A 25,561-nucleotide genomic window follows, 5' to 3' on the forward strand; every position below is an offset into this window, starting at 1 on the left:
CCTGCACATTGGTTCGTCTTGTTCAGTTTTCAAAGGTCTTTGTCGCGCTTACGACAACTATATTAGTATATCACAGTCACTTTTCTCTGTCAACAGGTTTTTTTAACTTTTTTTAATTCCTATTTCCTTCAACCGCGATACACCCATAGTCCGTACGGGATTCGAACCCGTGTTACCGCCGTGAAAAGGCGGTGTCTTAACCCCTTGACCAACGGACCGTGAGCTTTTTCAACTCTTTCTATTATACCCACTTTTAGAATCTTGTCAACTAGTTTTTTAAAAAATTAGTTGACAGAATTCTAGTTTCACAAGTAGATGAGTAACTGAGATTACAATTCAGCAATTTGATTCAAGTTTACTTCTGCTACTGTATCATTACCAAACATTGAAATAATCATTTTCACTTTGTTATTATCAATTTCAGTAATTTTTCCTGTGTAATCAGCAAAGGCACCATCTATGATTCGAACTGTTTGACCAACTTCAACATTGATATCGAATTCTTGAACCGTTTGTCCCATTGATACCAAGATATCTCTGATTTCTTGTTCCAAAAGCGGAGTTGGTTTAGATCTGTTCCCGTGTGAGCCGACAAATCCCGTAACGTTTGGTGTATTACGAACTACAAACCAAGCTTCATCAGTCATAACCATTTCCACAAGGACATATCCTGGGAAGCGATTTTCTTCAACTTCTTTTTTCTTCCCATTTTTTTCAACTTGCACAGTTTGAGTTGGAATTTCCACGCGTAGGATATTATCCAACATATTGTATGTTTGTGCACGTTGCAAGAGATTTTCTTTTACTTTATTTTCATAACCAGAATATGTTTGTAGGACAAACCATCCTTTATCAAAACTATCCATCTTTTTTCCTTTCTTAATGGTAAACTTCTTTCAGCCTATTTATACTATCTTAAAAAATGTTAATGAATCGGATTAATCCGCTAACGATTAACTGATCAAAAATATAAATGATGACAACAAAGAAGGCAGTGTATTCCATGATAGATTTGAAATCTACCCAACTTTGTTTTCGAGTTGGCCAAGTTGTATCTTTAAGAAGTGTAAAGATATCTTTAATAAAACCCATTCTTATCTCCTATCTCGTTTCTCGATGTGTTGTGTATTTACCACAATGTTTACAAAATTTATTTACTTCTAAGCGAGTCGGTTTTGGATTCCCACTAATTTTAATTGAGTAGTTTCTTGAACCACAAACCGCACAGGCTAAACTTGCTTTTTTAAGTGCCATAGCGCCTCCATCCTATCTATTATAACAAGAATCCCTGTCTTTGACAAGTTAAATTGCACTCTGCATTTTCCTATTTTCAAAATAAAAAAAGCCTAGGAATAATCCTAGACTCTATTTTACATTATTTACCAAGATAGTATTCAGAAACTACGTTCAATTTTTCGTCAAATTCGAATACCAATGGTGGGAAGTTAGGGATTTCCACATCCATGATTTCGTCGTCTGACAATTGTTTGATGTGTTTTACAAGGGCGCGGATTGAGTTACCGTGTGCACCTACGAATACGTTTTTACCATCTTTAAGTGCTGGAGCGATTTTATCTTCCCAGAATGGAAGGGCACGTTCCAAAGTCACTTTCAAGTTTTCAGCATCTGGAATTACTGAGTCATCAAGTGAAGCGTAACGACGGTCAGTGTGAGCTGAGTGCTCATCATCACGAGGCATTGCTGGAGGCAATACATCGTATGAACGACGCCAGATGTGAACTTGCTCATCACCAAATTGTTCAGCAGCTTCAGCTTTGTTTTTACCAGTCAAACCACCGTAGTGACGTTCGTTCAAGCGCCATGATTTTTCAACTGGAACCCAAAGTTGGTCAGATGCTTCAAGTGCAAGGTTAGTTGTTTTGATTGCACGTTTCAATACTGAAGTGTAAGCTTGGTCAAATTCAATACCAGCTTCTTTGATCAATTTACCAGCATCGATAGCTTGTTGAGTACCTTTTTCAGAAAGATCTACGTCAGCCCATCCTGTGAAAAGGTTAGCTTTGTTCCATTCAGACTCACCGTGGCGAGCGAAAACCAATTTTACCATTAGTTGGATTCTCCTTTTATTTTTCGAGGTTGCCCTCGTTTATCTATTCTATTTTACACAATTTTTCACAAAAAAGCTAGTTAAAATCAACTAAAAAGAGAAGAGCTCATGGACTCTTCCCTAAAAAATAATTTATTCTTCAATTCTAAATTGTTTCAAGCTTGCTAGGTACAAAGCTCCACCGATGACAAGGACGATTCCACCAATCCACCCAAGGAAAGGAATCAAGGCAACTACAGATCCTACGATAAATAGAATCGATGGTGCTAGTGAAATACGATTGTCATCCTTATAGTAGACAAGTGAGAGAATTCCAAGAATGAGGGTTGCAATTTTCACTAAAGAGAAAACAATGAAAATAATGCCCAAAATTAGCCCTGCAGCATCTTCGTCTTCAGAAATGGCTGCAAGAAATACCATAAAAATTGGTAAGAAAGCTAAAATTGCCCCTGCAATAATACCAATAAAGCCATCTACTTGTGCTAGTGTTTTTGTCTTCATAAATATCTCCTTTTATTCTAATAAGGTATATTATACCATATTTTTATTAAAGTTTTTATTTTTTAAAAAAATACAGGAAGACCCTGTATTTTTGTTAGACTATTTAGCTTCAAATCCTTCTGCTACTGCATCCGCAAAGTTTTCTTCAACGATGCTTGCACAGTGATCACAGATGGTTGCATTATAGCTACGTTCTGCTGTACTTGGATCGATACGACGGCAACGATCACAAACTTCACCAGTCGCACGCTCAACCGTGAAGGCTACATCTTCAAAGTTAACTGCACCTTCTGGAGCTGGACCTTCAGCGATGGTCAATTTAGAGACGATCAAGAGTTGGGCTACATTGCTATCAACAGCTCCAAGAAGAGTTTTCACCACTTCATTTGGATAAACTGTCAAGTGAGCTTCAAGTGATTTACCAATCACTTTTTCATTACGAGCTTCTTCCAAGGCTTTTTGAGCTTGCCCACGGAAGTCCATAAAGGCTACCCATGTATCCAAGATTTCCTCTTGGTTGGCAAAAGTTTGAGCTTCAGGTAATTCTGATAATTGAACAAAGTCTTCTGTTTCAAACTCGAGATATGACCAGATTTCTTCCGCAGTGTGAGGAAGAATTGGTGTCAAGAGTTTGGTAATTTTCACAAGAATATCATAGAAGACTGTTTGCATTTGACGGCGTTCAAGTGACTTAGCCCCTTCAATGTAGACAACATCTTTTGCGAAGTCAAGGTAGAAAGCAGACAAATCAACGTTGATAAAGTTCACTAGTGCTTTATAGATTGTCAAGAATTCGAAGTTTGCATAAGCGTCACGAATAGTCTTAACAAGTTGGTTAAAGCGGATAGTCATGTACTTATCAACAGAACGAAGTTCTTCGTAAGCTACTGCATCCTCAGCTGGGTTAAAATCAGAAGTGTTAGCAATCAAGAAACGAAGGGTGTTACGGATCTTACGGTAAGTTTCAGAAACTTGACTCAAGATATCCATAGAGATACGTACGTCGTTGCTTGAATCAACACTTGTTACCCAGAGACGCAAGATTTCCGCACCAAATTGTTTCTCAACGTCGCTTGGGGCAATGGTATTTCCAAGTGATTTAGACATCTTCTCACCTTTACCGTCAAGGGCAAAACCTTGTGACAAGATTTGTTTGTACGGTGCAACGCCATGGTTAGCTACAGAGGTGATGAGTGATGAGTTGAACCAACCACGGTATTGGTCTGAACCTTCAAGATAAAGATCTGCTGGATATTTGAGTTCTGGACGGTTAACCACTACACCATTCCATGATGAACCTGAGTCAAACCAAACGTCCATGATGTCTGTTTCTTTCTTGAACTCGCCATTTGGTGAACCTGGATGGGTAAATCCTTCTGGCAAGAGGTCTTTAGCATCACGTTCCCACCAGATGATTGAACCATGTTCTTCAAAGAGTTGAGCTACATGCTCGATGGTTTCAGCTGTCATGATTGGTGTTCCATCTTCTGCGTAGAAGATTGGAAGAGGAACTCCCCAAGCACGTTGACGAGAGATAACCCAATCACCACGGTCACGGATCATGTTGTAAAGACGGACCTTACCCCACTCTGAGTGGAACTTCACTTTTTCAATTTCGTCCAAGATTTCTTGGCGGAATTTAGATACAGAAGCAAACCATTGAGGCACTGCACGCCAGATAATTGGTTTTTTCGTACGCCAGTCAAATGGGTAAGAGTGAGAGATTTCTTCTTGAGCAAGAAGTAAATCACCAAGTTTTTCAATAACCGTTGGCACAACCTTGTCGTAGAATTGACCTTCGAACTCTGCACCAGCATTGGCCATCATGATGCCGCGTTCGTTAACAGTCACAGCAACTTCAAGCCCATTGGCAACACCGACATTGTAGTCATCCTCACCAAAACCAGGAGCTGTATGGACGATACCAGTACCAGAATCAGTTGTAACGTGGTCACCAAGGATAACGAGTTCATCTACTGCTGTATCCCATGGGTGCTCTGTCACAATTTGGTTCAATTCTGAACCACGGTAAGTAGCTAAAACCTGAACATCAGACCAACCGAATTTCTCAGACAAACTGTTCAACAATTCTGAAGCAACCACAAACTTACGAGATTCGCCAGCTGGTTGCACCAAGACGTAATCAATATCCGCACCAACAGTCAAACCACGAGAAGCCGTGATGGTGAATGGAGTTGTTGTCCAAACGACGATATAAGTATCAGTATCTAGAACACCTTTGCCATCTTTGACTTTGTTGGCATAGTAAAGGGACGTAGAAACCAAGTCATGGTATTCAATTTCCGCTTCTGCAAGGGCTGACTCAGATGACCATGACCAGTAAACAGGCTTCGCTCCACGGTAGATATAGCCTTTATTAGCCATTTCACCGAAGACACGGATTTGCGCTGCTTCATAGTCAGGAGTTAGTGTTACATATGGATTTTCCCAGTCACCAGAAACACCCAAACGTTTAAAGTCTTCGCGTTGTTTATCTACTTGAGACAGAGCGTATTCACGGCAAAGTTTCAAGTACTCAACTAAGTCCATCTCTTTGCGTTTAACACCTTGTTTTGCCAAAACTTGCTCAATTGGCAAACCATGAGTATCCCAACCTGGGATGTAAGGTGCATAAAAGCCTGACATAGACTTAGAACGAACAATGATATCTTTAGAGATCTTGTTCATGGCATGTCCTACGTGGATGTTCCCGTTGGCATACGGAGGGCCATCATGAAGCGTGAAATGCGGTTTTCCTTCATTTAATTCTTGACGACGTTGATAAAGTTTAGCTTCATCCCATTCCTTTTGCCAAACTGGCTCTTTGGTCGGAAGACCGGCACGCATTGGAAATTCTGTTTTTCCAAGATTGAGGGTTTCTTTAAGTTTCATTAGTACTCCTTTAATGTAAATTGACAATATAAAAACCACGACTCGCAAAAAGGACGAAAATCGTGGTACCACCTTTGTTCGGAAAAAGACCTAGTCTCTTTCCCTCTTTTCCCGTAACGTGGGCAACGTCAAATCTTACTATTTTCAGATTTGATACTAAGAGAGGATAAATTTACCAACAGGGATTGTAGGACTTCCACCATCTCCTACTCGCTTGAAATGTGTTTGATAAATTCTTGTTCTCTAATGAGATTCTTATAAAATTAGAACTGACTCTTGTTGGGTGTCAGCATCATCTTGAGGTCCTTCCTCATGTGCTGGTTCAACAGGAGTTTCAGTAACTGGCTGAACTTCAACTTCAGTTTCAGTTGATTCTTCAGCAGCTTGTTCTGCTTCTAACAATTCCTTGTTAGCTGCTTCAATACGCGCTTGAAGTTCTGCAACTTCTTCTGGAGAAAATTGACGAGTCATGTCAATTGGTTCTTCATCATGATATGAAGATACATCTTCACCTAGAACCTCTTGGACGACTTCCTTGAATGCTTCGTCGCTCGTTTGAAGATAAGTTGCAGTAGGACGCAAAATTTCTTCCCAATCTGATGAATCAACAATAGCCAACTGACTTTCGATTGTTGATTTCAAACGTTGGTGGAAGACGCGACTCTTGTTCTTTAACTCTTCAGTTTCTACAGCAACTTTTTTAGCATTATCTGTTGCTTGTCGCAAAATTTCATTGGCTTTGTATTTTGCTTCATCAAGCAAGCGTTGAGCATCTTGCTCAGCCTGCTTAATGATGTTGTTAGAACGGTCATTCGCAGCTTGTTTTACACGTTCAGCTGTGTCTTGAGCAATCAATACTGACTGACTCAATGAATCTTTGATTTCATCAAAATAAGATAGACGGTCTTCTAAATTTTTAATGTGCTGATCTTTTTCATGATTACTACGAACCAAATCTTCATAGTCTCGAACAACAATATCTAAAAATTCATCAACTTCTTCACGGTTAAAACCTCTAAACTGAACACCAAAGGTTTTATCCTTAATTTCTAACGATGTAATTGGCATATTTTTCCTCACTTATTTAATAAAAAATAGAATCATTAATTGCTTCTGGTTCTTGCTCGTTTGTTACTGTTCTCTTAGGAATATCAGTCGTATAGTCGGAAAGACGTTCTTCTAGTTTTTTGATATAGAGTTCCGTTTCCTCTTTGTTTCGGATTAATTCCTCTAATTCAAAATAAATCTTATCTAGAAATAAATCAACTTCTTCCTGATTGTAGCCTCTGAATGATCTTGAGAAAGCTTTATCACTAATTTCTTGTGGTGTAATTGACATATTTTTCTCACTTGCTTAATAGTAGCTGGACTGTTAATTTTTTCTTATCCTTCTTGGTTTGACCATTTTCTTTGAGTAAGATAATTCGACCAAAGCGTCTGACGCTGATTAAATCACCAATTTTTACCGGATAGTCCGATTTTTCAACTATATGATAGTTGACTTGAACCAACTTTTTTTCAACCAGAGCAGAAGTTTGGGAACGAGATAATTTCAATATGCTAGATAAGAAGGCATCCAGACGAAGACTTGAAACCAAGACTTCTTTTTCTTGATAGTCATCTTTGGATTCTATCATATCTAAAAAAGGACGTTCTACTAAACTTACAGGCAACTTGGAAATCTTTTGAATTCCATCTTGGAAAAGAGTGGTAAATCTTCGATCGACAATAATTTGGGCTTTATCTTCTGTCACCAGAATGTCTCCGAATAACTTACGGTCAATACCTAGTCGATTGAGAACTGTACCCAATATCTTTGAATGGGTCAGTTGCTGAAATTTGCTGGGATACACGATCTCAAGCAAGGTCATTTCAAAATCTTCCAAACTTGGCGTGAAGTAATCGGGCGCTAAAACAACCCTAGCGTACTCCGAAGAGATATAACTCGTACTAGAGAAGACTTTTATCCCTCTGTTATTTCCCAAAGTTTCCAAGATAAATACTTGGTGAGGATTTATAAAAGGAGATAAAATCGGTGCATAGTGCTCCTCGACTTGACTCAACCATTCCAAGCCCTTATCGATGAATGGAATATCCTCCGTTGCGAAATGTTGGTAAAGTTCTTTGCTCATAACACGACCAGCAAATTGATGAGATAGCGACTAATCATGCGTAAGAGAATTAGGGCTATCCAAACAGAGAAATCCAAACCTGCGATTTGAAGAGGTAGACGTTTTAGAGGCTCAAGAATTGGTTTACACAAAGTCTCTAAAAATTTCCCCAACTGTGTGTTATAGGCATTTGGAAACCATGATAATAGAGCAAAAGCTACAAGTATCAGTGAATAGATATCTGTAGCATTTTGGATAAAACGAATTATTAGAAACATTAACGTACTCTATTTCTCTTCATGTCAAAGTCGTATTCTTCGCTTTGAGCTTCTTCAGGTAAACGAATATCTTCAATGTTTACCACAACACCAACAGGTGTCAAAAGATACATTGTGTTCGCTACTTTTCTTAACTCACCAGCAAGGACATGACGTGCCCCATCCAAGTAATCCAAACAACGACGAGCTTGAACTTCTGTCATATATTGGAAGTCAATCAAGATACTTTCATTTCCAGCCAACAAATCAACAATATCTGTTGCATCTTCGTAACGGCGTGGGTAACGAACATCGATGGTTACTTTTTCAGTAGAGCGATGGCTTTCAATTGCTAGTTGTTGCTGACGGGCATGAAGTTTTGTAATATTTTTCTCTTTTGCTTCGGCTGAAGAAGATTCTTGAGCAGCAGTTTGCTGTGGTAATTCTCTTTTTTGAGGAACCGAAGCTAGTGAACGTTCAGGTTGTGCAGCTACAACTTCTGAAGCAACTTCATCTCCATCTTCTGTAAAGTAATCTATAAATTTATCAAATTTATCTTTTAATGACATGATTATTTCCTATTTAAAAAATGCTGTACCAATTCGAACAAAAGTTGAGCCACACTGAATCGCTTCTTTGTAGTCACGACTCATTCCCATACTTAGTTCTGTCATTGGCATATTGGGGAATTGTTGTTCACGAATGTATTGTTGCAACTCTTGCGTTTCTTTAAAGATTTTTTGCAACTCTTCTGTTTGGGCCTCAAAGGGAGCCATGGTCATGAGACCAACATACTCGATTTGATCCAAGCTAGACAAGTCTGGCAAGACTGTCAATAGATCCTCTTTTGAAAAACCATGCTTGCTTTCCTCTCCAGAAATATTGACCTGCAAAAAACATTTAACGGTTCGATCGGCACGTTTTTGAATCTCTTGGGCTAATTTCAAAGAATCTAAAGCGTGAAAATAATCAACAAAAGGAATAACATCCTTGACTTTTCTTCTTTGTAAGCTACCAATCAAGTGCCAAGTAACACCTTTATCACTTAAGGCATGATACTTTTCAAGAAATTTGTCAACACGATTTTCACCGATGTGTTTGACTCCTTGATCAATCAAATTTGCTGCAGTTACAATATCAACATATTTTGTTACGGCAATTACAGAAACCGAACCGTCTTCACGGCCGGTTTCTTGAATTGCTTTTGTAACCTGTTGAAATACCTGATTTGTATTTTCTTTTAAATCCATCTCTATTAACGGTTTTTAAAGAATGGTGGTGTTTCCAACTCGTCTTCGTCAGAAGCCGGTGCTTCAAAACGCTCAACTGGTGATACGACTGATTCACCTTGACGAACAATTGAATCACGTCTCAAGTCCCAGTCACCAAAAGCTGATGCTTTAGGCGCTTCAGTGTGACGTTGTGAAGGAGTTGGAAGTTCAGCTGTTTCTGCCAAATCAAAATGACGGTCATAAGTGTGTGTATGTCCAGATTTTACTGGTTCACGGAATGACGCTTGTCTTGGTTGTGGCGCTACAACTTTTTCGACTGCATCTTGACGAACTCCAGTTGCAACAACAGTCACACGGATTTCATCTTTCATTGATTCATCAATAGAAGTACCGAGCCAGATATTTACGCCATGTCCAGCAGCTTGATTGACGATTTCAGAAGCTTCTTCTGCTTCAATCAAAGTCATATCCAAACCACCAGTTACGTTAACGATAACATCTTCTGCTCCATCAATAGTTGTTTCAAGAAGTGGTGAGTAGATAGCTTTACGAGCTGCTTCGATAACACGCTCTTCTCCGCTACCGATACCGATACCCATAAGGGCATTTCCTTTGTTTGCCATTACTGTCTTCACGTCTGCGAAGTCCAAGTTGATCAAACCAGGATTTGTAATCAAATCTGTAATCCCTTGAACACCTTGACGAAGAACATTATCTGCTTCAGACAAAGCTTCAAGAAGTGGAGTTTTCTTGTCAACAATTTCTAATAAGTTGTTGTTTGAGATAATCAAGAGAGTATCAACATGTTCACGAAGTTCGTTGATCCCTTGGACTGCGAATTGACCACGTTTGCTTCCTTCGAAACCGAATGGACGTGTCACAACACCGACAGTCAAAGCACCTAAACCTTTAGCGATACGAGCGATAACTGGTGCAGCACCTGTACCAGAACCACCACCCATACCAGCAGTGATGAAGACCATATCTGCACCACTGATAGCTTCAGTAATCGCTTCTTCGCTTTCTTCAGCAGCCTTACGACCAACTTCAGGCTGTCCTCCAGCACCAAGTCCGCGAGTTAATTTTGGACCAAGTTGGATAACTGTTTCAGCTTTTGTACTGCTCAAGGCTTGTACATCTGTGTTGGCTGCGATGAACTCAACACCTGAAACGCCTTCGTCAACCATGCGGTTAATGGCGTTTCCACCGCCACCACCGACACCAATTACTTTAATTACTGCACCTTGTGCTGCTGCTGTATCAAATGAAAATGTCATATTTTATTCCTCTATCCTATTCATCAAACATGCTTCCGATTAAGCTACGGAATCGTTCAGTCAATTTTGGTTTTTCTTCTGATTGATTTGGAGTTGCTGATTCAGCAGTATAAGTTGGTTCTGCTGATTCAGTTGAAGTTGTACCAAACACAGAACGTTGAGAAGCTGCAGGTTTTTCCTGATTTGAAGTTCTGAAATCAATTGGTTGTTGACGTAGAACTTGATCTCCTCTGATAGCTCTTTGAGCCAAAACATTCACTTCTGTAAGACTTCCAGCAAATTCTGACAAACTAATCACATGAGCAAATGCAGGATTACGGATACCTACTTGGTTTGGAACGTAAAGTTTCACACGAACTCCAAGTACTTCTTGGGCAAGCTCAACGATTCCTGGTAGAATAGCATTCCCACCAATCAGAGCAATACCACCTGGCAAGTCCAACAAATGTCTTCTTTCCAAATCTTGTTTGATTTGTTCAAAGATGTGTTTCAATCTAGCTGAAATAATTTGAGCCAAGTATTCTTCTGTAACTTCAACAGGTTCTACTTCACCAATCACTTCAACTTGGAAAGTTTCTTTGCTTGCAAGTTGCGGATAAGCTTCACCGTAGTTAAGTTTCAAACCTTCTGCAATCTTCTTAGAAGTTTTAAGAACTTTTGAAATGTCTTTAGTGACGTAATCGCCACCTTCTTGGTAAACATTTGTGTATTGTAGCTCTTGATTACGGATAGTAGCAACACTTGTTTGGCCACCACCCATATCAATAACAGTCGCTCCAAACTCACGTTCGCCTTCGTTAAGAACAGAGTTTACAATTGCAAGTGGTGAAATAATCACGTTATCGACTTGAACTCCAACACGTTCTACAGTTTTACGAAGGTTGTGAAGAATGGTTCTTGGACCTGTATAGAGAAGCCCACGCATTTCCAAACGAACACCCATCATACCACGAGGGTCACGAATACCTTGGAAACCATCTACTACAAATTCTTCTGGCACAAACGTAATCACTTCACGATCAGGTGTCATGCTCTTAGTCAAAGCTGACTTGACAACATTCTCAACATCTTGATCTGTAATTTCTTTTGTATCTGATGTTACAGGAATCATTCCTTGAGTTGGTTCCACTTGCAACAAGTTTGCTGGAAGTCCAACATTTACTGATTTGATTGAAATTCCTGCTTTTTCTTCTGCTTGAGAAATAGCAGATTTGATAGCCGTTGCTGCGGCTTCGATGTCAACGATAATCCCATCCTTGACACCTTTACTTTTGGCGTTACTAACACCGATTACATTTACTTCACCATCTACAAGCTCAGCAACTAACACTTTAATTGAGCTTGTCCCAATATCTAAGCCTGTAAAGAAACCATTTCTAGTCATTACATTGCGTCCTCTCTATCTTCCAAGTTTCACACTTTGATTTTTTAACAGCTACAAGAAGGCATAGCTATTCACAGAATATTATATCACAAAAATCCGATTCGTGCCTAATTTTTTGTGATTTTATCGAAGGTTTTTCATTAAATTTATTTTAATATTCCATTACAAGTCCCTCTTTTTTATTTTTTCTATGAAAAACAGTGTAAAAATGTCAGAAAAGCTGAAAAATGGCTATGAAAATCCCTATCTTTTCCAAAACCGATATATCCATTTGCAATTATTTTCCTATTCATTTTCAAGGCAAGGGGTGATATCAAAATACACTAGGCTATACGCTCCCCTTTTTGCATGATATTATCGTTCATTTTTATCTTCCTAAAAAAGAAAAAAGAAGCTAGAAACTAGCTTCTTTTTATGAAAATTCTTTCTCTACTACCTCAAGAGCACGTTCAATGACCACATGCATGTCGTAGTATTTATAGTCTGCCAGGCGGCCACAGAAGATAACCTTGTCATTTTTGGTTGCTTCTTCTTGATACTTGGCAAACATAGCGTTGTTCTTTTCATCGTTGATTGGGTAATATGGTTCGTCTCCACGTTTCCAATCAGCAGGGTACTCACGAGTGATAACCGTCTTCGGTTGAGTACCATACTCGAAATGCTTGTGCTCGATGATACGAGTATAAGGAATCTCACGTTCTGTATAGTTGACCACAGCATTCCCTTGATGGTTTTCCTCATCCAAGACTTCGTGCTCGAATCGAAGGCTGCGGTATTCTAACTCCCCATGTTTGTAATCAAAGTACTGGTCAATCATCCCTGTAAAGACAACTTTTTCCGCTGAGCTTTCTAGCTCTTCACGATTAGCAAAGAAATCAACCCCAAGTTCTACTTCTACATCGCCTAACATGTTTTCGATGATGACGTTGTAGCCACCGATTGGAATCCCTTGGTAACGGTCGTTAAAGTAGTTGTTATCAAAGGTCAAACGCACCGGAAGACGCTTGATGATAAATGGAGGAAGGTCTGTTGCAGAACGTCCCCATTGCTTTTCTGTATAGCCCTTGATCAATTTTTCATAGATATCCGGACCAATCAACTTGATGGCTTGTTCTTCAAGGTTTTTAGGCTCAACATCTTTCATATCAGCTGTTTGCTCTGCAATCTTATCCTTGACTTCTTGTGGTGTCTTAGTTCCCCACATAGCGTAGAAGGTATTCATGTTGAAAGGAAGATTGTAGAGGCTGCCCTTGTAGTTAGCCACTGGTGAGTTGATATAGTTATTGAATTCAGCAAACTGGTTCACATAGTCCCACACTTTTTTGTTAGAAGTATGGAAAATGTGGGCACCATACTTGTGGACATTGATGTCTTCAACATTTTCACAGTAGATATTTCCACCGATGTGATCACGTTTGTCAATCACTTTTACTTTTTTTCCACGTTTTGTAGCTTCATGTGCAAAGATTGCCCCAGACAAACCTGCACCAACGATAAGATAGTCGTACATAGTTAACTCCATTATTTCTTAATGATTTGTTTTAATTCTTTTACATCTACCACTTTCAGAGATAGAATTGCAAAAAGATAAATGATTCCGCCAAGCACTGCAAAAACTAGAACATTTAGGGTTGGCGAAAAATGTATAACTGTTTTTGAACCTAGCAAAATGCCATACATGATAGCTGATGCTAGAATAATTTTTGTCATAGATCCAATAATAGGAACTTCTTTTAGGTATCTGCGGGTAAAGTACAATTGAATCGCCCACACTAGCGCCTCTGTTAAGACAGAAACAATGGCTGCTCCGATATAACCAAGTTTAGGAAGGAATAATAAGTTTAATCCTACACTGATAATTGCAGGAGCCGTTGTTGAAATCATGAATTCTTTATTTCGGTTATGAGGGATCAATATCTGAATTCCCATAATATTGGTCCAACCGATGAAGAACATACGGAAGATCATAATAGCAATTGCATAGCGTGCATCCTGAAAATCTTGACCAAGGAAAAATTGAACAAAATCATCATTGACAATCAAGATTCCTGCCATCATTGGAAAAATGACTAAATTATAAATAAGGAAGGACATTTCATGCATCTTATTGACTGCTTTATGATCACCTGTGGCTAATAAATGCGCAACACGAGGTAGCATAACACTCCCCAAGGAAGTTACCAAGGTCAGAAGGATATTTACCAACTTTAGAGCCTGGTCATAAATCCCTACATCCTTTGTAGAGGCTAAGGCTCCAAGCATGGTACGATCTAGCGTTACATACAAGGAAATCGCCACTTGTGGAAGGAACAATAAGATGACGGGTTTCAAATGATGCCTAGCATATTCTATGTCAAAATGAGGTCTACCGATAAACTCTCGAGCAGGCAACCACATACTTAGTTGCCCCAAAAGCTCAAATATGGTTAGTAAAAAAACATAGAGATATAGGTCGTTTGCAGATTTGACAAAGAGAAAGATAGAGGTAACTCCAACGATTTTAACCGTGATGTTTCGAACAGTAATCTTTCGAAAATCCTCCAACCCTTGAAAGAGCCAAGAGATGTCTAAACCTTTAGAAACTAAACTCAAGCCTAGAATGTAGGCTACCGGATTTTGCATAAAGGGAAGAGCCATACAAAGAAGGCCATACAAGGTTAGAGAAAGAAGTGTTGCACCTAATTGCAGGGAGTAGATTCCCCAAAAGTTTTTTTCGATTTCCTTGCGATGCCCTGAAATGACCTTTGTTCCATAGTTAGCAACTCCTAGTGTCGCTAATAGAATAAAGTAGGTGACAATGGAATTAAAATAACCATAAGTTCCTAAATCATCCGAAGAAAAGACCCGTGTCACATAGGGAGTCGTAATAATCGGGAGTATAATCACCAACAATTGATAAGAAAGATTGTAGGCGTAGTTTTTTAATACTTTCATGTCAATCCGTCCTATTTATAATCAATCCGTGAAATTAGAAATTGTGACCGAACAGACTTATAATGGGCAATTATTCTAAAAGCTTCTATCATACTTCCTCTTTCCTACAATTTTTTGATATTTGTTGCAAATTAAATTGGTTTTATGCACGATACTATCGTAGCAACAAATACAATTTAGGGCTAAACATAAAAACAAGGTATTTTAGTTTTACTTTCCATGATAGCTTACTATTTTTTAGCAACTCACTCATTTCGACTTTCAACAACTCTTTATCTTTTGAAAAATCTTTTAAGCCTGAGTCAGCTTTTGCACCAATCACTACAAAGCCACCTAATAATTTTTTAGCTTGCAAAGCTTGCTTTAATTCTGGGCTCTGAATGTACTCTCTTTTAACAACTTCCTCATTTTTTGCAACAGCTTTAAAGAAATCATATCTTTTTTCAGTAAATGTTGAACGAACTATACTTCCTTCTCTACGATAGTAATTGTAGGTTTCAAGCGGGCTTATCACGATTCTTTCAGCCAAGGCAAGGTGTTCTCCTACAACATAAAAATCCTCATAGATTTTCCCAACTGGAAAAGGGACGCGTTCCAATATGCTTTTTTTATAAAGCTTAGCACAGGCAGAAACCGTTGCAACTTTGTCGTCCAACATTAGTTCCAAGGCCTTCTCCTTTGTAACCACACTCAAGCTTTCATAGTCTGACTGTTTAAGATGATAAGAACTATAATCATCATACTTTGAAGTTGCTTTGACCTTTGTTGAAATCAAGTCTGCTTGATGTATTTCTTGTATTTTTACTATTAATTCAAGCGTGTAGTCTTCAAGGTAATCATCTGGATCTAAAAAGAAAATCCAATCTGAGTTGGCTTTTGTAACTCCAAAGTTACGCGCATCAGATAAGCCTCCATTTTCCTTATGAAAAACATGGATATTTTCATATTCTCGGGCGTAATCTTCACACAATCGAGGAGAATCATCTGTTGAACCGTCATTGACGAGGATCACTTCAAAATTTTGATAGGTTTGTTTCAGCAGGCTATCTATCGCATAGTGCAAATAGTCGGCAATGTTATATACCGGAACAACGATGCTAATAAACATCCTAAACCCCTCTCTCTTTTTCTTTCTTTTTAGAGTATTTCTTCAAAATTGGATTAAGTATTAAGGCAATTGCAAACTTGGTCTTATAGTTCAAATAAGACAATCTGTCAAACTTTTTCCTAGGAATATAGTCATATGCACTTTTCTCAATTTTGCTATATAGTTCTTTCAAGAGTGCTTCGGAATCATTAACCATCCAAGACAAATCAACCTGCAAACTGATGAGATAATCTAAGGTTTCAGAAACTACTCGGTTTAAAACGGGGTCACTTTCAATTTTTGTAAAATAATCTAGAACTGAATTTGTAACAGTCAAATGGTGACGAACATTACGCTTCATACTCTCGATATTCATACTTTGCTCTGGTCTACCTATGTAGTATTGATAAATATCATAATTCCAATAACTGAAACTATGAACATACTCCAAAGGAAAAAGTGTGTATTGAATATCAACATAAAATGTTTTTTCACTTAAACGAATCTTGTTTTCCGACAAGATTGATGTCTTATAAGTAACCGAGTGCATCGGGATGCGAACATCCGGAATTCCCATGTATTTTTTGCCAATTTCATACTTGTCTACGAAGTCATTTCGTACTGTAGTATTATTGTAGACATGTTGCTCTGTAAAGTCTGTAATCACCATATCCACATCAACAGTTTCAAGAGTATCTAAAAACTTTTCAAATTCTGATGGAATAACCCAGTCATCCCCATCAATTACTTTAAAAAATTTTCCCTTTGCTTCTTGAATACCGCGATTGATAGTTGAACCATGACCACCGTTTTCTTTTGTAATTACACGGCCATCCAGCAACGAATCTTGGGCTAATATTTCTTCTGCTACTTTAGCAGTATCGTCTGTACTTCCATCGTTAACAACCAGTACTTCAAATTTATTTTTATAATCTGATTGCACTTGTTGGAAAGACTCCAGCCCTTTTGAAACGTAGTCCTGAATATTATAACTAGGCATTACAATTGTTAACAAACAATCCTTCATCTTATCTCCTAAATCGTCTCAATTAGTTCAATCCACTGCTTGAGAATTTTATCTTTATCGAATTTATCCATATTTTCTTTTGCGTGTTCTGAGAAAGACTGTCTCAAAACTTCATCTCCCATCAGTTCAAGCAATTTTTGGCTCAACTTGTCCGTATCATAGCACTCAACCAGATAGCCATTAACTCCATCTTCAACAATTTCGTTCGGTCCTGTCGGACAACTAAAGCTAACTATAGGAAGATTGTATTGTTGTGCTTCCAGCAGAACTAGAGGTAAACCTTCATAGCGAGAAGTCATGACATAAATCCCTTTATCTCCATAAATCAAATCCTGATTTTTTTCGAGTCCTTTTATGACTAACTTATCCTGTAAATCATTTTCGTTGATTAAATTTCTGATTTTATCCACTTCGTCTTGATTTCCGGAACCGTAGATTTCCCAAGTCCAGTCAAACCTTTTCGCTAACACTTTTTTCGCGACTTGAACAAGATAATCATATCCTTTTTGATAGTCAAAACGGCCAACCGTCACAATTTTAGTTGATTTTTTATTATAGGATACTTCTGAAAGAGCAGCCTCTTTCCAATTATAGATGTAGCAAATTCTTTCATCAGAAACACCGTATTTTTTTATATAATTTTCACGGTCTTCTTGAGTAAGGGTCACGAGTTTATCAGCAAATTTCGCTCCAATATATCTTTGTATCTTCTTAACTTTAGTATCAATATCTACTATAGAATTTGTATGGTCGCAGGAAACAAATTTTGTTCTCAAACCAATTGTGCTTGCTACACCAACTGTATTCATACTCATTCCGATTCCAAAAACAATATCAATGTTCTCTTCTTTCAGATAGTTTCTCAATAACTTGACCGCTTCGAGAAAATTTTTACTCATTGATATTTTCTTTGATGATAAATTTTGATATCGAACCGATTGTTTCAGCGAGAAGAAATTGTTTTCTGTAGAAATCATCGAGAGAAGATGAACTTCATACATAGTTGATAACTCATTTGCAAGACTGGTTGCTACTTTCAGTCCTCCATCTGTTCTATCAATACTCCATTTCACTAAAGCGATTTTTTTCATCTTTAAACTACACTTCCCCTTCATTTTCACCCAGTGAGATAATCTCGTAGTGGTGAAGAGCCCTTTTATCTTCTGGTGGCAATTGCATATAATCCGCTCCGTAAATGGCTGTTAGATATTCTCTGTATTTGCAAGGACAACAAAGTTTAAGATCTTCAAACTGTAATAGGACTGGTTCTCCAAAGTAATCACTCGGTACTATCTCTCTTAATTTGTAAGCTCCCGTAAAATTTCCTGCGTAAGCTTCATCAAACGAATATTTTTTTATCGTTTGCAAATATTTTTTCCGTGCCCTGGTAAAGGAAATAATCTTCTCAATACTAACAGCATTCGCAAAAGCAATAATTATCTTTTCAATGAATGGTCGATTTTCTTTTTTCTGATTCACCAAACTATTGAATTGCGAGAGTTGAACCATCATCCTTGCGCACAAGTATCTCAAAGAATGAATTTTTTTCTTTAAAGCATTAGATGGCATACCATCTAGCGGAAAAATGTCTATCCACAAACTTTCTACCAATTCTTCTTTACTATAATTCATGATGATTTTTGTAGAATCATCTCGAATCACAGAGAAAGCTTTTTTATAGTTTAATGTATCTTCGCTTAAAAACTTGTAGTTTTCTGGCAAGACATTTGAAGCTATTTTTTTAAACTTTTCGTAATCCTCTCTCGGCATACCGATATCAATGTCATCATCCCAAGGTATGAAACCATTATGACGTACCGCTCCTAGCAAGGTCCCACCCAGAGCATAGTAGGTTAGGTTATTTTCTTCGCAAATATTAATAAACTCTTTCAAAATAGATAAAATCTTATCTTGAATGATTTTGATATCCGACATACTTTCCTCCTATATAAATCGAAATAAAACCGTCTTCCCAGTCTATGCTCTTTTAAGTTCTTGTTAAATACTTCTTACCATTTTACTATACGATTTTTTCAAATGAATGTTCCCCGAGTTCTTCGTTGCTTTCATCAGAAAACTGATAATCCGGGTAGATTAAAGCACCTACCAAGATCCAAAAAATATTGTTATGAAGATAGAAATTCAAATCATCAATCATGGAATGAAAACTCATTAATATCAAAATCAGAGCAAGAACCCACTGGCGTTTCTTAATTACTTTAGACAAAGTCAAAGTTAGGACTGAGAGCATCAATCCCAGGATGAGTAAGCCAAATCTTTGTAAAACTTGGACATACAAATTGTCTACATACAGATAATAGGTCTGATAGTCCCTAACTCCTTCAACAGTCAGACCATTTCCATTCCATTCAACCTGTCGTCTAAAGAATCCATAACCATACAGGTTTAAAGATTTGTTTGCCAAGTATATACGACCACCTAACATACGGTTTACTTTAAAAAGAAGGTCATTGATAAAAGGATGACTTGAATTGAGATAGATAACAGAGACCCAAAAACTTATAACTGCATTAACGATAAAGGTCAGTTTAAAAACTTTAAACACATGTCCTAATTTTGAAAATAGTTCTGGAAACCATTTTGTTAATAAACTGCATGCCAAAAGTACACAGGAACTATAAAATGTTAAACGAGAATCCGTTTTACCATATACCCAATAAACAGAAAGAGCTAACAGCAGCCATTGCCAATATTGGATTTTATTTTGCTTCAAATAAAACACAATAGCGACTATATTCATTAGTAAAATAGAAGGGTAGAGAGCATATCTAAAACCTAGGTAGCTCCGTACTCGAGAACCAGAAATTTCAAGATAATTCGTTATTATTCCTAATTTTGCGCTGATGATAACAAACAACAACAAGCACATACTAACGACTAAAGAAGTTTGTGCTACCTTCTTAAAAGGAACATCTCGTAAAGCGTAAATAAATAATATACTTACAGAAAGTTCTGAACTGAGAGCTGTCATTTTCCCTACGATAAAATAAATTAAAATTGTTGCAAACAATCCAATGAGAGCTCTATAATCATATTTTCTCTTGAAAGACTCTTTTAGGAGCAAAAGAAAGATTGAAAAAGCTATCGCTAATTTATAAACTGTTCCAGGCAGATATCGAGCATAAAAAGTTACATTTAATATCGAAACCGTTAAAAATATTCCTAAAGCAACAAGAGCTAGAAGCTCTGGCAAAGATTTTATTTTTACTACTAATTTCATCCTTATTCTTTTATCCCTATCTAAAAACTCTGTCCATATTTTTTCCCGAAGAATTTTGCTTGTAGGAAGGATTTTCCTTTTTGAATCAAGTCAATTTTCTCCATATAGATAAACGGTATCTCTTTTACCCGCAAATCTTGTTTTGCCAACCAAACATTGAACAAGCGTTCACTGATACGACCAAACAATCTAGCATCAAAAGCAGAATAGTCTGTAATATCCAATCTCTTATAGAGCTCATCAATAATCGGGAACAACCATTCACAGTAGGCTGCTACATTTTCTTTGGACATGATAAACATATTGAACATATAGCCACTGCGTTGTTTCATGACCTGATCAAAAGCATCGATATAGTCCGGTCTCAACTCGCTAACAATCTGGCGTGTTACGTCTAAATGATTGGCATCATGCGTATGTGCATAGTGTGAGTATAGCGTTTCAATGTAGTATTTCCGTTTTTTTGGAACGATTACATCACTTTCAGCCAACAAATCTTGCAGTTCTGATTTAGACAGGATAATATCATTCATATCAATCGTTTCACTATATGAGTGACGTTTTGCCGTGAAATAGCGACGATAGTGTACCAAACCAAGATAGTCACATTCTAAATTTTTCCACGCCCAATAAAGTCCAGTTAATTCGCAATAATAGGGGTTCAAACTTGAAATATTGTCTCCTTCATTATCACATTGGTATCCTAACTTTTCTTTTCCTTCACTACCAACATGGATAGGTAGGTAAAGATCAGTATCAGCAGGCATGGTAAATTGCTTGTGTGTTGCCACGATAATTTTATAATTCTTTGTCATTTTAACCCCCTTCATTTAGATTGAACTGTTTGCGCTAAAAAAGAAACCAAACACTAGCATCCTAGTTTCACAGAGTTCACCTAAGAAACTAGTTGACTCTTTTGCCATGCCTCTATTAGACTACTCAGATCATATAACTCTGGAAGCATATTTCACCATTTTAAAATGGTAAAACACCCTTTCCAAATTCTAAAACATGACTACCAGTATTTGATTTCGTATCATTTTCATTTTGAACTCATCAACAGATTATAAAATCCTAAAAAACTTATCTGTTCTTTAATGAGCCCCTTTTCCTAGCAAAACTTGCTTAATGGTTAATAAAAATATCTTTACATCCAATTTGAAAGATTGATTTCTAGGATAATATAATTCCATCTCGCAACGTTCAGGATAATAGACTTCACTTCTCCCAGAAACTTGCCACATACCTGTTATCCCTGGCTTCACTGAAAGCAGAAGTTTCTGTTCCTCTTCGGAATATTCTTCTAACTCCTTATCAAGGATTGGCCTAGGTCCTATAAAGCTCATCTCACCTCGCAAAACATTTATAAACTGAGGAAATTCATCAATACTCGTTTTTCTAATGAAATTCCCAATAATCGTTAAGCGTGGATCTTCGTTAGGAGGCAATTTGTAGCTATTGTCAATATATTTTTGATGTAACTCTTTATTGGCCAAGAGAATTTCTTCAGCATTTTCAACCATTGAACGAAACTTAATAATTTTAAATTTTTTCCCATTCAAACCTACTCGATACTGAGTAAAGAAAATGCTACCCTTATATCCTTTAGCTTTATATATGATGAAAATAATCAAGGAAGCTGGAAAGGCTAATACAACAGTTCCAACCAATCCAATAAAAAAGTCTGCAAGTTGCTTAAAACTTTTGTATAAGACTTCACTAATCTCCACTTAAACTTCACCTACTTTTCATATAATCTTCTTTTTAATATTTACTTTTTCTTATTTTTTCCCATAGGAACCATAGTTCCCATATGATCCGTAAGAACCATATTTTTCAAGCTGAATATTAAATTTATTCAGAATAACTCCTAAGAATGGTGTTCCTGTTTGTTCTAACTGGTCTTTAGCTTTTTGAACTTCTCTCCGTTTTGTTGCAGAAGCTTCAGTCACCAGGATAGAGGCATCACATTTTTGTACGATAATAGCCGCATCAATGACAACACCGATAGGGGCTGTATCCACAATGATATAGTCAAAGTATTTGCGTAAGGTCTCAATCATTGCTTCAAATTTGTCACTTTGAAGAAGAGCAGTCGGGTTTGGTGAAACAGCTCCTGATTGAATGACAAACAAGTTTTCTACGTTTGTTTCACACAAACCATGAGATAAATCTTTGGTTCCTGATAAGTAGTCTGTCAAACCTGTAATTTTTTCTCTAGATTTAAAGACACCTGACATGACCGAATTACGAATATCGGCATCGATAAGGAGTGTCTTATAGCCTGCACGTGCGAATGCCCAAGCTATGTTGGTTGAAGTAGTCGACTTCCCTTCTCCAGGTCTAACTGAAGAAAGAGCAATCACTTTGAGACCATCTCCACTCAACTGGATATTGGTCCGTAGTGCGTTATAATACTCCTCAGCTTTTTTTACAGAGTGTAATCGTTGTTCTGATAATTCTAACTTTGCCATATTTCCCTCTTTACTTTAATTTCTCAAGATTTGGAATAACACCTAAAAGTGAGATGTGCATCACTTCTTCGATATCTTCTGGACGCTTCACTCGATCATCCAACAATTCAACTAAAAGCACGATAACCGTGACGAATCCTACACCTGCTATAGTGGCCATCATTGTATTGCGACGAATGTTTGGTGAAGATGGCGATGTCGCTGGTCTTGCTTCCTCAAGTGTGGTTACATCCGACACTCTTGTTACAGAAATGATTTTCTGAGCAGCTACTTCTCTAAGTGCATTGGCGATACGACTCGCTTCCTCAGGTTTCCCATCTCGAACTGAGATTGATACGATACGCGTATCTGCAGGTACTGTTACTGAAACTTTTCTTCCAAGAGTTTTGGCATCCATAGTCAAGTTTTGATCAGCCACCACTTTTTCAAGAACATCCTGAGAAAGAATGATCTCACGGTAGTCTTTTACCAAGTATGAACCTGCCTGCAAGTCTTGGTTGGTCAAACCTGGCTTATCTGCTTGGTTACGATTGACTACGTAGATACGAGTGGTACTAGTATACTGTGGCTGGATCACAAATGAGCTATATGCAAAAGCTGCTAGACCTGCTACTAGTGCAGCTAAGACAATGAGGAATTTTCGTTTCCATAGCACTTTTACCAATTGAAATACATCAATTTCAAATTTTTCTTGTTCTTTCATCATTTCTCCTAAATTATTTGGTCATTTATAATGTTTGATGGGTTAGTTTCAAAAAGTTCACGAGCTTTTCCTGCTCCGTATTTTTTAGCGATTAGTTCATAAGCTTCTCTCATATACGGTGGACGATTATCCAAATTGTGCATATCGCTAGCTACTACATGGACTAAGTCCTTGTCCAAGAAATACCTAGCACGCTTTTTCATAAACTTGTAGGTATCTCCGAAAAGCCGTGGCTTTAAGACGCTCGAACTATTAATCTGCATATAGCAGCCCATATTGATGAGTTCTCTTACTTTTTTCTCATCGTTTTCCAAGGTGTGATAGCGCTCAATATGAGCAACCACAGGTGTAATCCCTAACATGAGAACTTTGGTCAAGGCGCTATGAATATCTCTGTAGGGTGTATTCATGCTAAACTCGATCAAAGCATAACGAGTGCCATTGAGTTTTGGAATGATGTTTTGTTCAAGTTTTTCTAAAACATCACTAGAAAAGTAAATCTCAGCTCCGTACACGATGTTCAAATCCGGTGCAATTTCTTGAGCCAACTGTTTAACTTCGCTAAAATTAGCTGCAATTTTGTCTTCTGGTGTTTCAAACATCCCTTTTCTACGATGAGAGGTTGAAACAATGGTACGAACACCTTGTGCGTAAGCTTCCTCTAGGAGAGCCTTGCTCTCAGCTTTATTTTTAGGTCCATCGTCAACATCGAAAACAATATGTGAATGAATATCAATCATCTTATTTTCCTTCCATGGTATCTTTAATAGCCGTTTTAACAGCTTCCAAGCTTGTTGGGTCAATTTCTAACATGTAAAGATTGCTATCTGGCATAGCGTAAGACGGGAGACCCATACGACCAGTTCCTTTCAGATCTTGATTGGTTACTGTATATTTCCCTCCACTTGCCAACTGAGCATTGACAAGACTTACCATTGTTTCTGGTGGCATATTGGTCTGAACTGATTCCTGTAAACCTTGAATAATGCCATCGTAGTTTTTCAAGGCTTCTGCCGAAGTCATCTTCTGAATGATGGCTGTAATGACTTTTTGTTGGTTACGACCGCGATCTCCATCACCATTTGTCAAAGAGTAACGTTCACGGACAAAACCTAAAGCCATTTCTGAATCAAGGTGAATATTTCCAACCGGGTAGTGTTTGCCGTTTGTATGAGCAGTAAACTCTTGGTCATTATATACGTCAACGCCTCCAAGAAGGTCAATCAACTTCAAGAAAGAAGTGAAATTGAGACGGGCATAATAGTTCAAGTCGATACCATAAAGATTTTCTAAGGTATGGATAGAAGCATCTACGCCATAGATACCCGCATGCGTCAACTTATCGTTTTGGTTGTTTCCACCATCTGCAATAGGGACATAGGCATCTCGAGGAGTTGTCGTCAAGAGAATCTTCTTAGTATCTTGATTCACTGTCATGATGATATTGACATCTGAGCGCGAAACAGAACTGATAGGACCATAGGTATCAATCCCGCTGATGTAGACATTGAAAGAATTTCCTGTAGCCACCTTAGGCGCTTCCACTTTCTTAGTCAAGTCCTTGGTATAGATTTTCTTGATCTTCTTAGCGTGGTCGGGATATTCCTGCTCAATCAGATTTTCAAAAACACCGTTTAAGACGATTGCTTTGGTTTCTCCATCTAACAAACTCTTATAGGCTGCTAGGTAAGAAGAAGCTTCCTCAACTGTCAATTCCTTGCTTTGAGTTGTTTTAATGTCATCTATCAATTTTTGAATATTCTCAGCATCTGTTCCTGTTGGAGCAGTTACACTAGAAAGTTGAGAAACGCTATCGATCTCACTATCTGCTAGCACTGCCACACTCATAGAGTAGCTTGAATAATTTGAAGTTGCATTAAATTGATTAGCGAGTCCAACAAATCGATTTACAGCTACCAAAGCTACAGAGCTAAATAAAACTGAGAGCAATAGGACTATCAAAGTGAACACCTTGGCTTTGCGCTTAACGATCAACAAGAGGGATAATAATGCTATGAGCACTAAAACTACTGCCAAGATAATATTAAGATAGCTGACCGCTAAAATCTGGTATTTAAAAATCAAAAACAATAAAAAAGAAGCTAGAACAGCATAGATTAGCAACAAACCTATGTTTAAACTCAGCTGAAATTTACTAGATTTACTTTTTTTTATGCGTCTACTTTTCATGGAACACCTCTTCAAAACATTTTAATTTAATTATATCACAAAGTATCTCTAAAGGCTATCTACATTAGTCAAGGAAACGTTTTATTTTAAAAATGTATTTAGTGAGTGTATATTTATTAGCGCCTTTACTACATTTTATGTTTTCAAAAAACAACTAAAATAAAAATAGAGCTCTTAAAAAGC

General features: G+C 37.7%; 27 protein-coding genes and 1 tRNA gene. All 28 read right to left on the bottom strand.

Annotated features, from left to right (window positions below):
• Positions 1-146 precede the first annotated feature (146 nt).
• Positions 147-218, bottom strand: a tRNA-Glu gene (locus tag KBU52_RS05735).
• 111 nt (positions 219-329) lie between these two features.
• The gene (gene nusG / locus KBU52_RS05740) at positions 330-866 is read right to left on the bottom strand and encodes a transcription termination/antitermination protein NusG (protein ID WP_004254102.1); all 537 of its coding nucleotides are present in this window, start codon (positions 864-866) and stop codon (positions 330-332) included.
• A gap of 49 nt (positions 867-915) precedes the next feature.
• The gene (gene secE / locus KBU52_RS05745) at positions 916-1,092 is read right to left on the bottom strand and encodes a preprotein translocase subunit SecE (protein ID WP_004254104.1); all 177 of its coding nucleotides are present in this window, start codon (positions 1,090-1,092) and stop codon (positions 916-918) included.
• Positions 1,093-1,101: 9 nt separating this feature from the next.
• Entirely contained in the window at positions 1,102-1,254 is a 153-nt protein-coding gene (gene rpmG / locus KBU52_RS05750; protein ID WP_001809375.1) for a 50S ribosomal protein L33, read from the bottom strand.
• A gap of 121 nt (positions 1,255-1,375) precedes the next feature.
• Positions 1,376-2,068, bottom strand: a complete 693-nt coding sequence (locus KBU52_RS05755; RefSeq protein WP_004254105.1) for a phosphoglycerate mutase — start codon at positions 2,066-2,068, stop codon at positions 1,376-1,378.
• A gap of 132 nt (positions 2,069-2,200) precedes the next feature.
• Positions 2,201-2,569, bottom strand: a complete 369-nt coding sequence (locus tag KBU52_RS05760) for a hypothetical protein (RefSeq protein ID WP_004254107.1) — start codon at positions 2,567-2,569, stop codon at positions 2,201-2,203.
• A gap of 99 nt (positions 2,570-2,668) precedes the next feature.
• Positions 2,669-5,461: an isoleucine--tRNA ligase gene (ileS, locus tag KBU52_RS05765; RefSeq protein ID WP_254724927.1), complete on the bottom strand. Its 2,793-nt coding sequence runs from the start codon at positions 5,459-5,461 to the stop codon at positions 2,669-2,671.
• 255 nt (positions 5,462-5,716) lie between these two features.
• Positions 5,717-6,529, bottom strand: coding sequence for a DivIVA domain-containing protein (locus KBU52_RS05770; protein ID WP_254724926.1), 813 nt, complete (start codon positions 6,527-6,529; stop codon positions 5,717-5,719).
• 16 nt (positions 6,530-6,545) lie between these two features.
• A complete protein-coding gene (locus KBU52_RS05775) occupies positions 6,546-6,800 on the bottom strand; it encodes a DivIVA domain-containing protein (RefSeq protein WP_006152946.1) in 255 nt (84 codons plus the stop codon).
• A gap of 7 nt (positions 6,801-6,807) precedes the next feature.
• Positions 6,808-7,593 carry an RNA-binding protein gene (locus KBU52_RS05780; protein ID WP_254724925.1) on the bottom strand — a complete coding sequence of 262 codons (786 nt, stop codon included), beginning with the start codon at positions 7,591-7,593 and terminating at the stop codon, positions 6,808-6,810.
• Positions 7,590-7,850: a YggT family protein gene (locus tag KBU52_RS05785; protein ID WP_006153053.1), complete on the bottom strand. Its 261-nt coding sequence runs from the start codon at positions 7,848-7,850 to the stop codon at positions 7,590-7,592. Before KBU52_RS05785 ends, KBU52_RS05780 begins: the two co-directional genes overlap by 4 nt.
• Positions 7,850-8,398, bottom strand: a complete 549-nt coding sequence (locus tag KBU52_RS05790) for a cell division protein SepF (RefSeq protein ID WP_175859639.1) — start codon at positions 8,396-8,398, stop codon at positions 7,850-7,852. Before KBU52_RS05790 ends, KBU52_RS05785 begins: the two co-directional genes overlap by 1 nt.
• Positions 8,399-8,407: 9 nt before the next feature.
• Positions 8,408-9,079 carry a YggS family pyridoxal phosphate-dependent enzyme gene (locus KBU52_RS05795; protein ID WP_254724924.1) on the bottom strand — a complete coding sequence of 224 codons (672 nt, stop codon included), beginning with the start codon at positions 9,077-9,079 and terminating at the stop codon, positions 8,408-8,410.
• Positions 9,080-9,084: 5 nt separating this feature from the next.
• A complete protein-coding gene (gene ftsZ, locus KBU52_RS05800) occupies positions 9,085-10,338 on the bottom strand; it encodes a cell division protein FtsZ (protein WP_006149538.1) in 1,254 nt (417 codons plus the stop codon).
• 16 nt (positions 10,339-10,354) lie between these two features.
• Positions 10,355-11,722 carry a cell division protein FtsA gene (ftsA, locus tag KBU52_RS05805; protein ID WP_254724923.1) on the bottom strand — a complete coding sequence of 456 codons (1,368 nt, stop codon included), beginning with the start codon at positions 11,720-11,722 and terminating at the stop codon, positions 10,355-10,357.
• 412 nt (positions 11,723-12,134) lie between these two features.
• On the bottom strand, positions 12,135-13,232 hold the full coding sequence (gene glf / locus KBU52_RS05810; protein ID WP_254724922.1) for a UDP-galactopyranose mutase: 1,098 nt from the start codon (positions 13,230-13,232) through the stop codon (positions 12,135-12,137).
• Between the two features lie 11 nt (positions 13,233-13,243).
• The gene (locus tag KBU52_RS05815; RefSeq protein WP_254724921.1) at positions 13,244-14,656 is read right to left on the bottom strand and encodes a flippase; all 1,413 of its coding nucleotides are present in this window, start codon (positions 14,654-14,656) and stop codon (positions 13,244-13,246) included.
• Between the two features lie 154 nt (positions 14,657-14,810).
• Positions 14,811-15,764 (bottom strand): glycosyltransferase family 2 protein, encoded by a 954-nt coding sequence (locus tag KBU52_RS05820; RefSeq protein ID WP_254724920.1) that lies wholly within the window; start codon positions 15,762-15,764, stop codon positions 14,811-14,813.
• Between the two features lies 1 nt (position 15,765).
• Positions 15,766-16,770, bottom strand: a complete 1,005-nt coding sequence (locus KBU52_RS05825) for a glycosyltransferase family A protein (RefSeq protein WP_254724919.1) — start codon at positions 16,768-16,770, stop codon at positions 15,766-15,768.
• A gap of 8 nt (positions 16,771-16,778) precedes the next feature.
• Positions 16,779-17,861, bottom strand: coding sequence for a glycosyltransferase family 4 protein (locus KBU52_RS05830; protein ID WP_084864811.1), 1,083 nt, complete (start codon positions 17,859-17,861; stop codon positions 16,779-16,781).
• A gap of 7 nt (positions 17,862-17,868) precedes the next feature.
• Positions 17,869-18,705: a phosphorylcholine transferase LicD gene (locus tag KBU52_RS05835; protein WP_254724918.1), complete on the bottom strand. Its 837-nt coding sequence runs from the start codon at positions 18,703-18,705 to the stop codon at positions 17,869-17,871.
• Between the two features lie 85 nt (positions 18,706-18,790).
• Positions 18,791-20,011, bottom strand: a complete 1,221-nt coding sequence (locus KBU52_RS05840; RefSeq protein WP_254724917.1) for a polymerase — start codon at positions 20,009-20,011, stop codon at positions 18,791-18,793.
• A gap of 20 nt (positions 20,012-20,031) precedes the next feature.
• A complete protein-coding gene (locus KBU52_RS05845; RefSeq protein WP_254724916.1) occupies positions 20,032-20,826 on the bottom strand; it encodes a DUF4422 domain-containing protein in 795 nt (264 codons plus the stop codon).
• A 279-nt stretch (positions 20,827-21,105) separates the two neighbouring features.
• Positions 21,106-21,741 (bottom strand): sugar transferase, encoded by a 636-nt coding sequence (locus tag KBU52_RS05850; RefSeq protein WP_036756069.1) that lies wholly within the window; start codon positions 21,739-21,741, stop codon positions 21,106-21,108.
• Positions 21,742-21,792: 51 nt separating this feature from the next.
• On the bottom strand, positions 21,793-22,485 hold the full coding sequence (locus KBU52_RS05855) for a tyrosine-protein kinase (protein WP_006149526.1): 693 nt from the start codon (positions 22,483-22,485) through the stop codon (positions 21,793-21,795).
• A gap of 10 nt (positions 22,486-22,495) precedes the next feature.
• On the bottom strand, positions 22,496-23,188 hold the full coding sequence (locus KBU52_RS05860; RefSeq protein WP_024056817.1) for a Wzz/FepE/Etk N-terminal domain-containing protein: 693 nt from the start codon (positions 23,186-23,188) through the stop codon (positions 22,496-22,498).
• Between the two features lie 8 nt (positions 23,189-23,196).
• Positions 23,197-23,928, bottom strand: a complete 732-nt coding sequence (gene cps4B / locus KBU52_RS05865; RefSeq protein ID WP_036756074.1) for a capsular polysaccharide biosynthesis protein Cps4B — start codon at positions 23,926-23,928, stop codon at positions 23,197-23,199.
• A 1-nt stretch (position 23,929) separates the two neighbouring features.
• The gene (locus KBU52_RS05870; RefSeq protein ID WP_254724915.1) at positions 23,930-25,378 is read right to left on the bottom strand and encodes an LCP family protein; all 1,449 of its coding nucleotides are present in this window, start codon (positions 25,376-25,378) and stop codon (positions 23,930-23,932) included.
• Between the last annotated feature and the right edge of the window lie 183 nt (positions 25,379-25,561).

Origin of the sequence: Streptococcus sp. 9.1(2021) (genome assembly GCF_030466425.1) — a bacterium.
Lineage (GTDB): Bacteria > Bacillota > Bacilli > Lactobacillales > Streptococcaceae > Streptococcus > Streptococcus wuxiensis.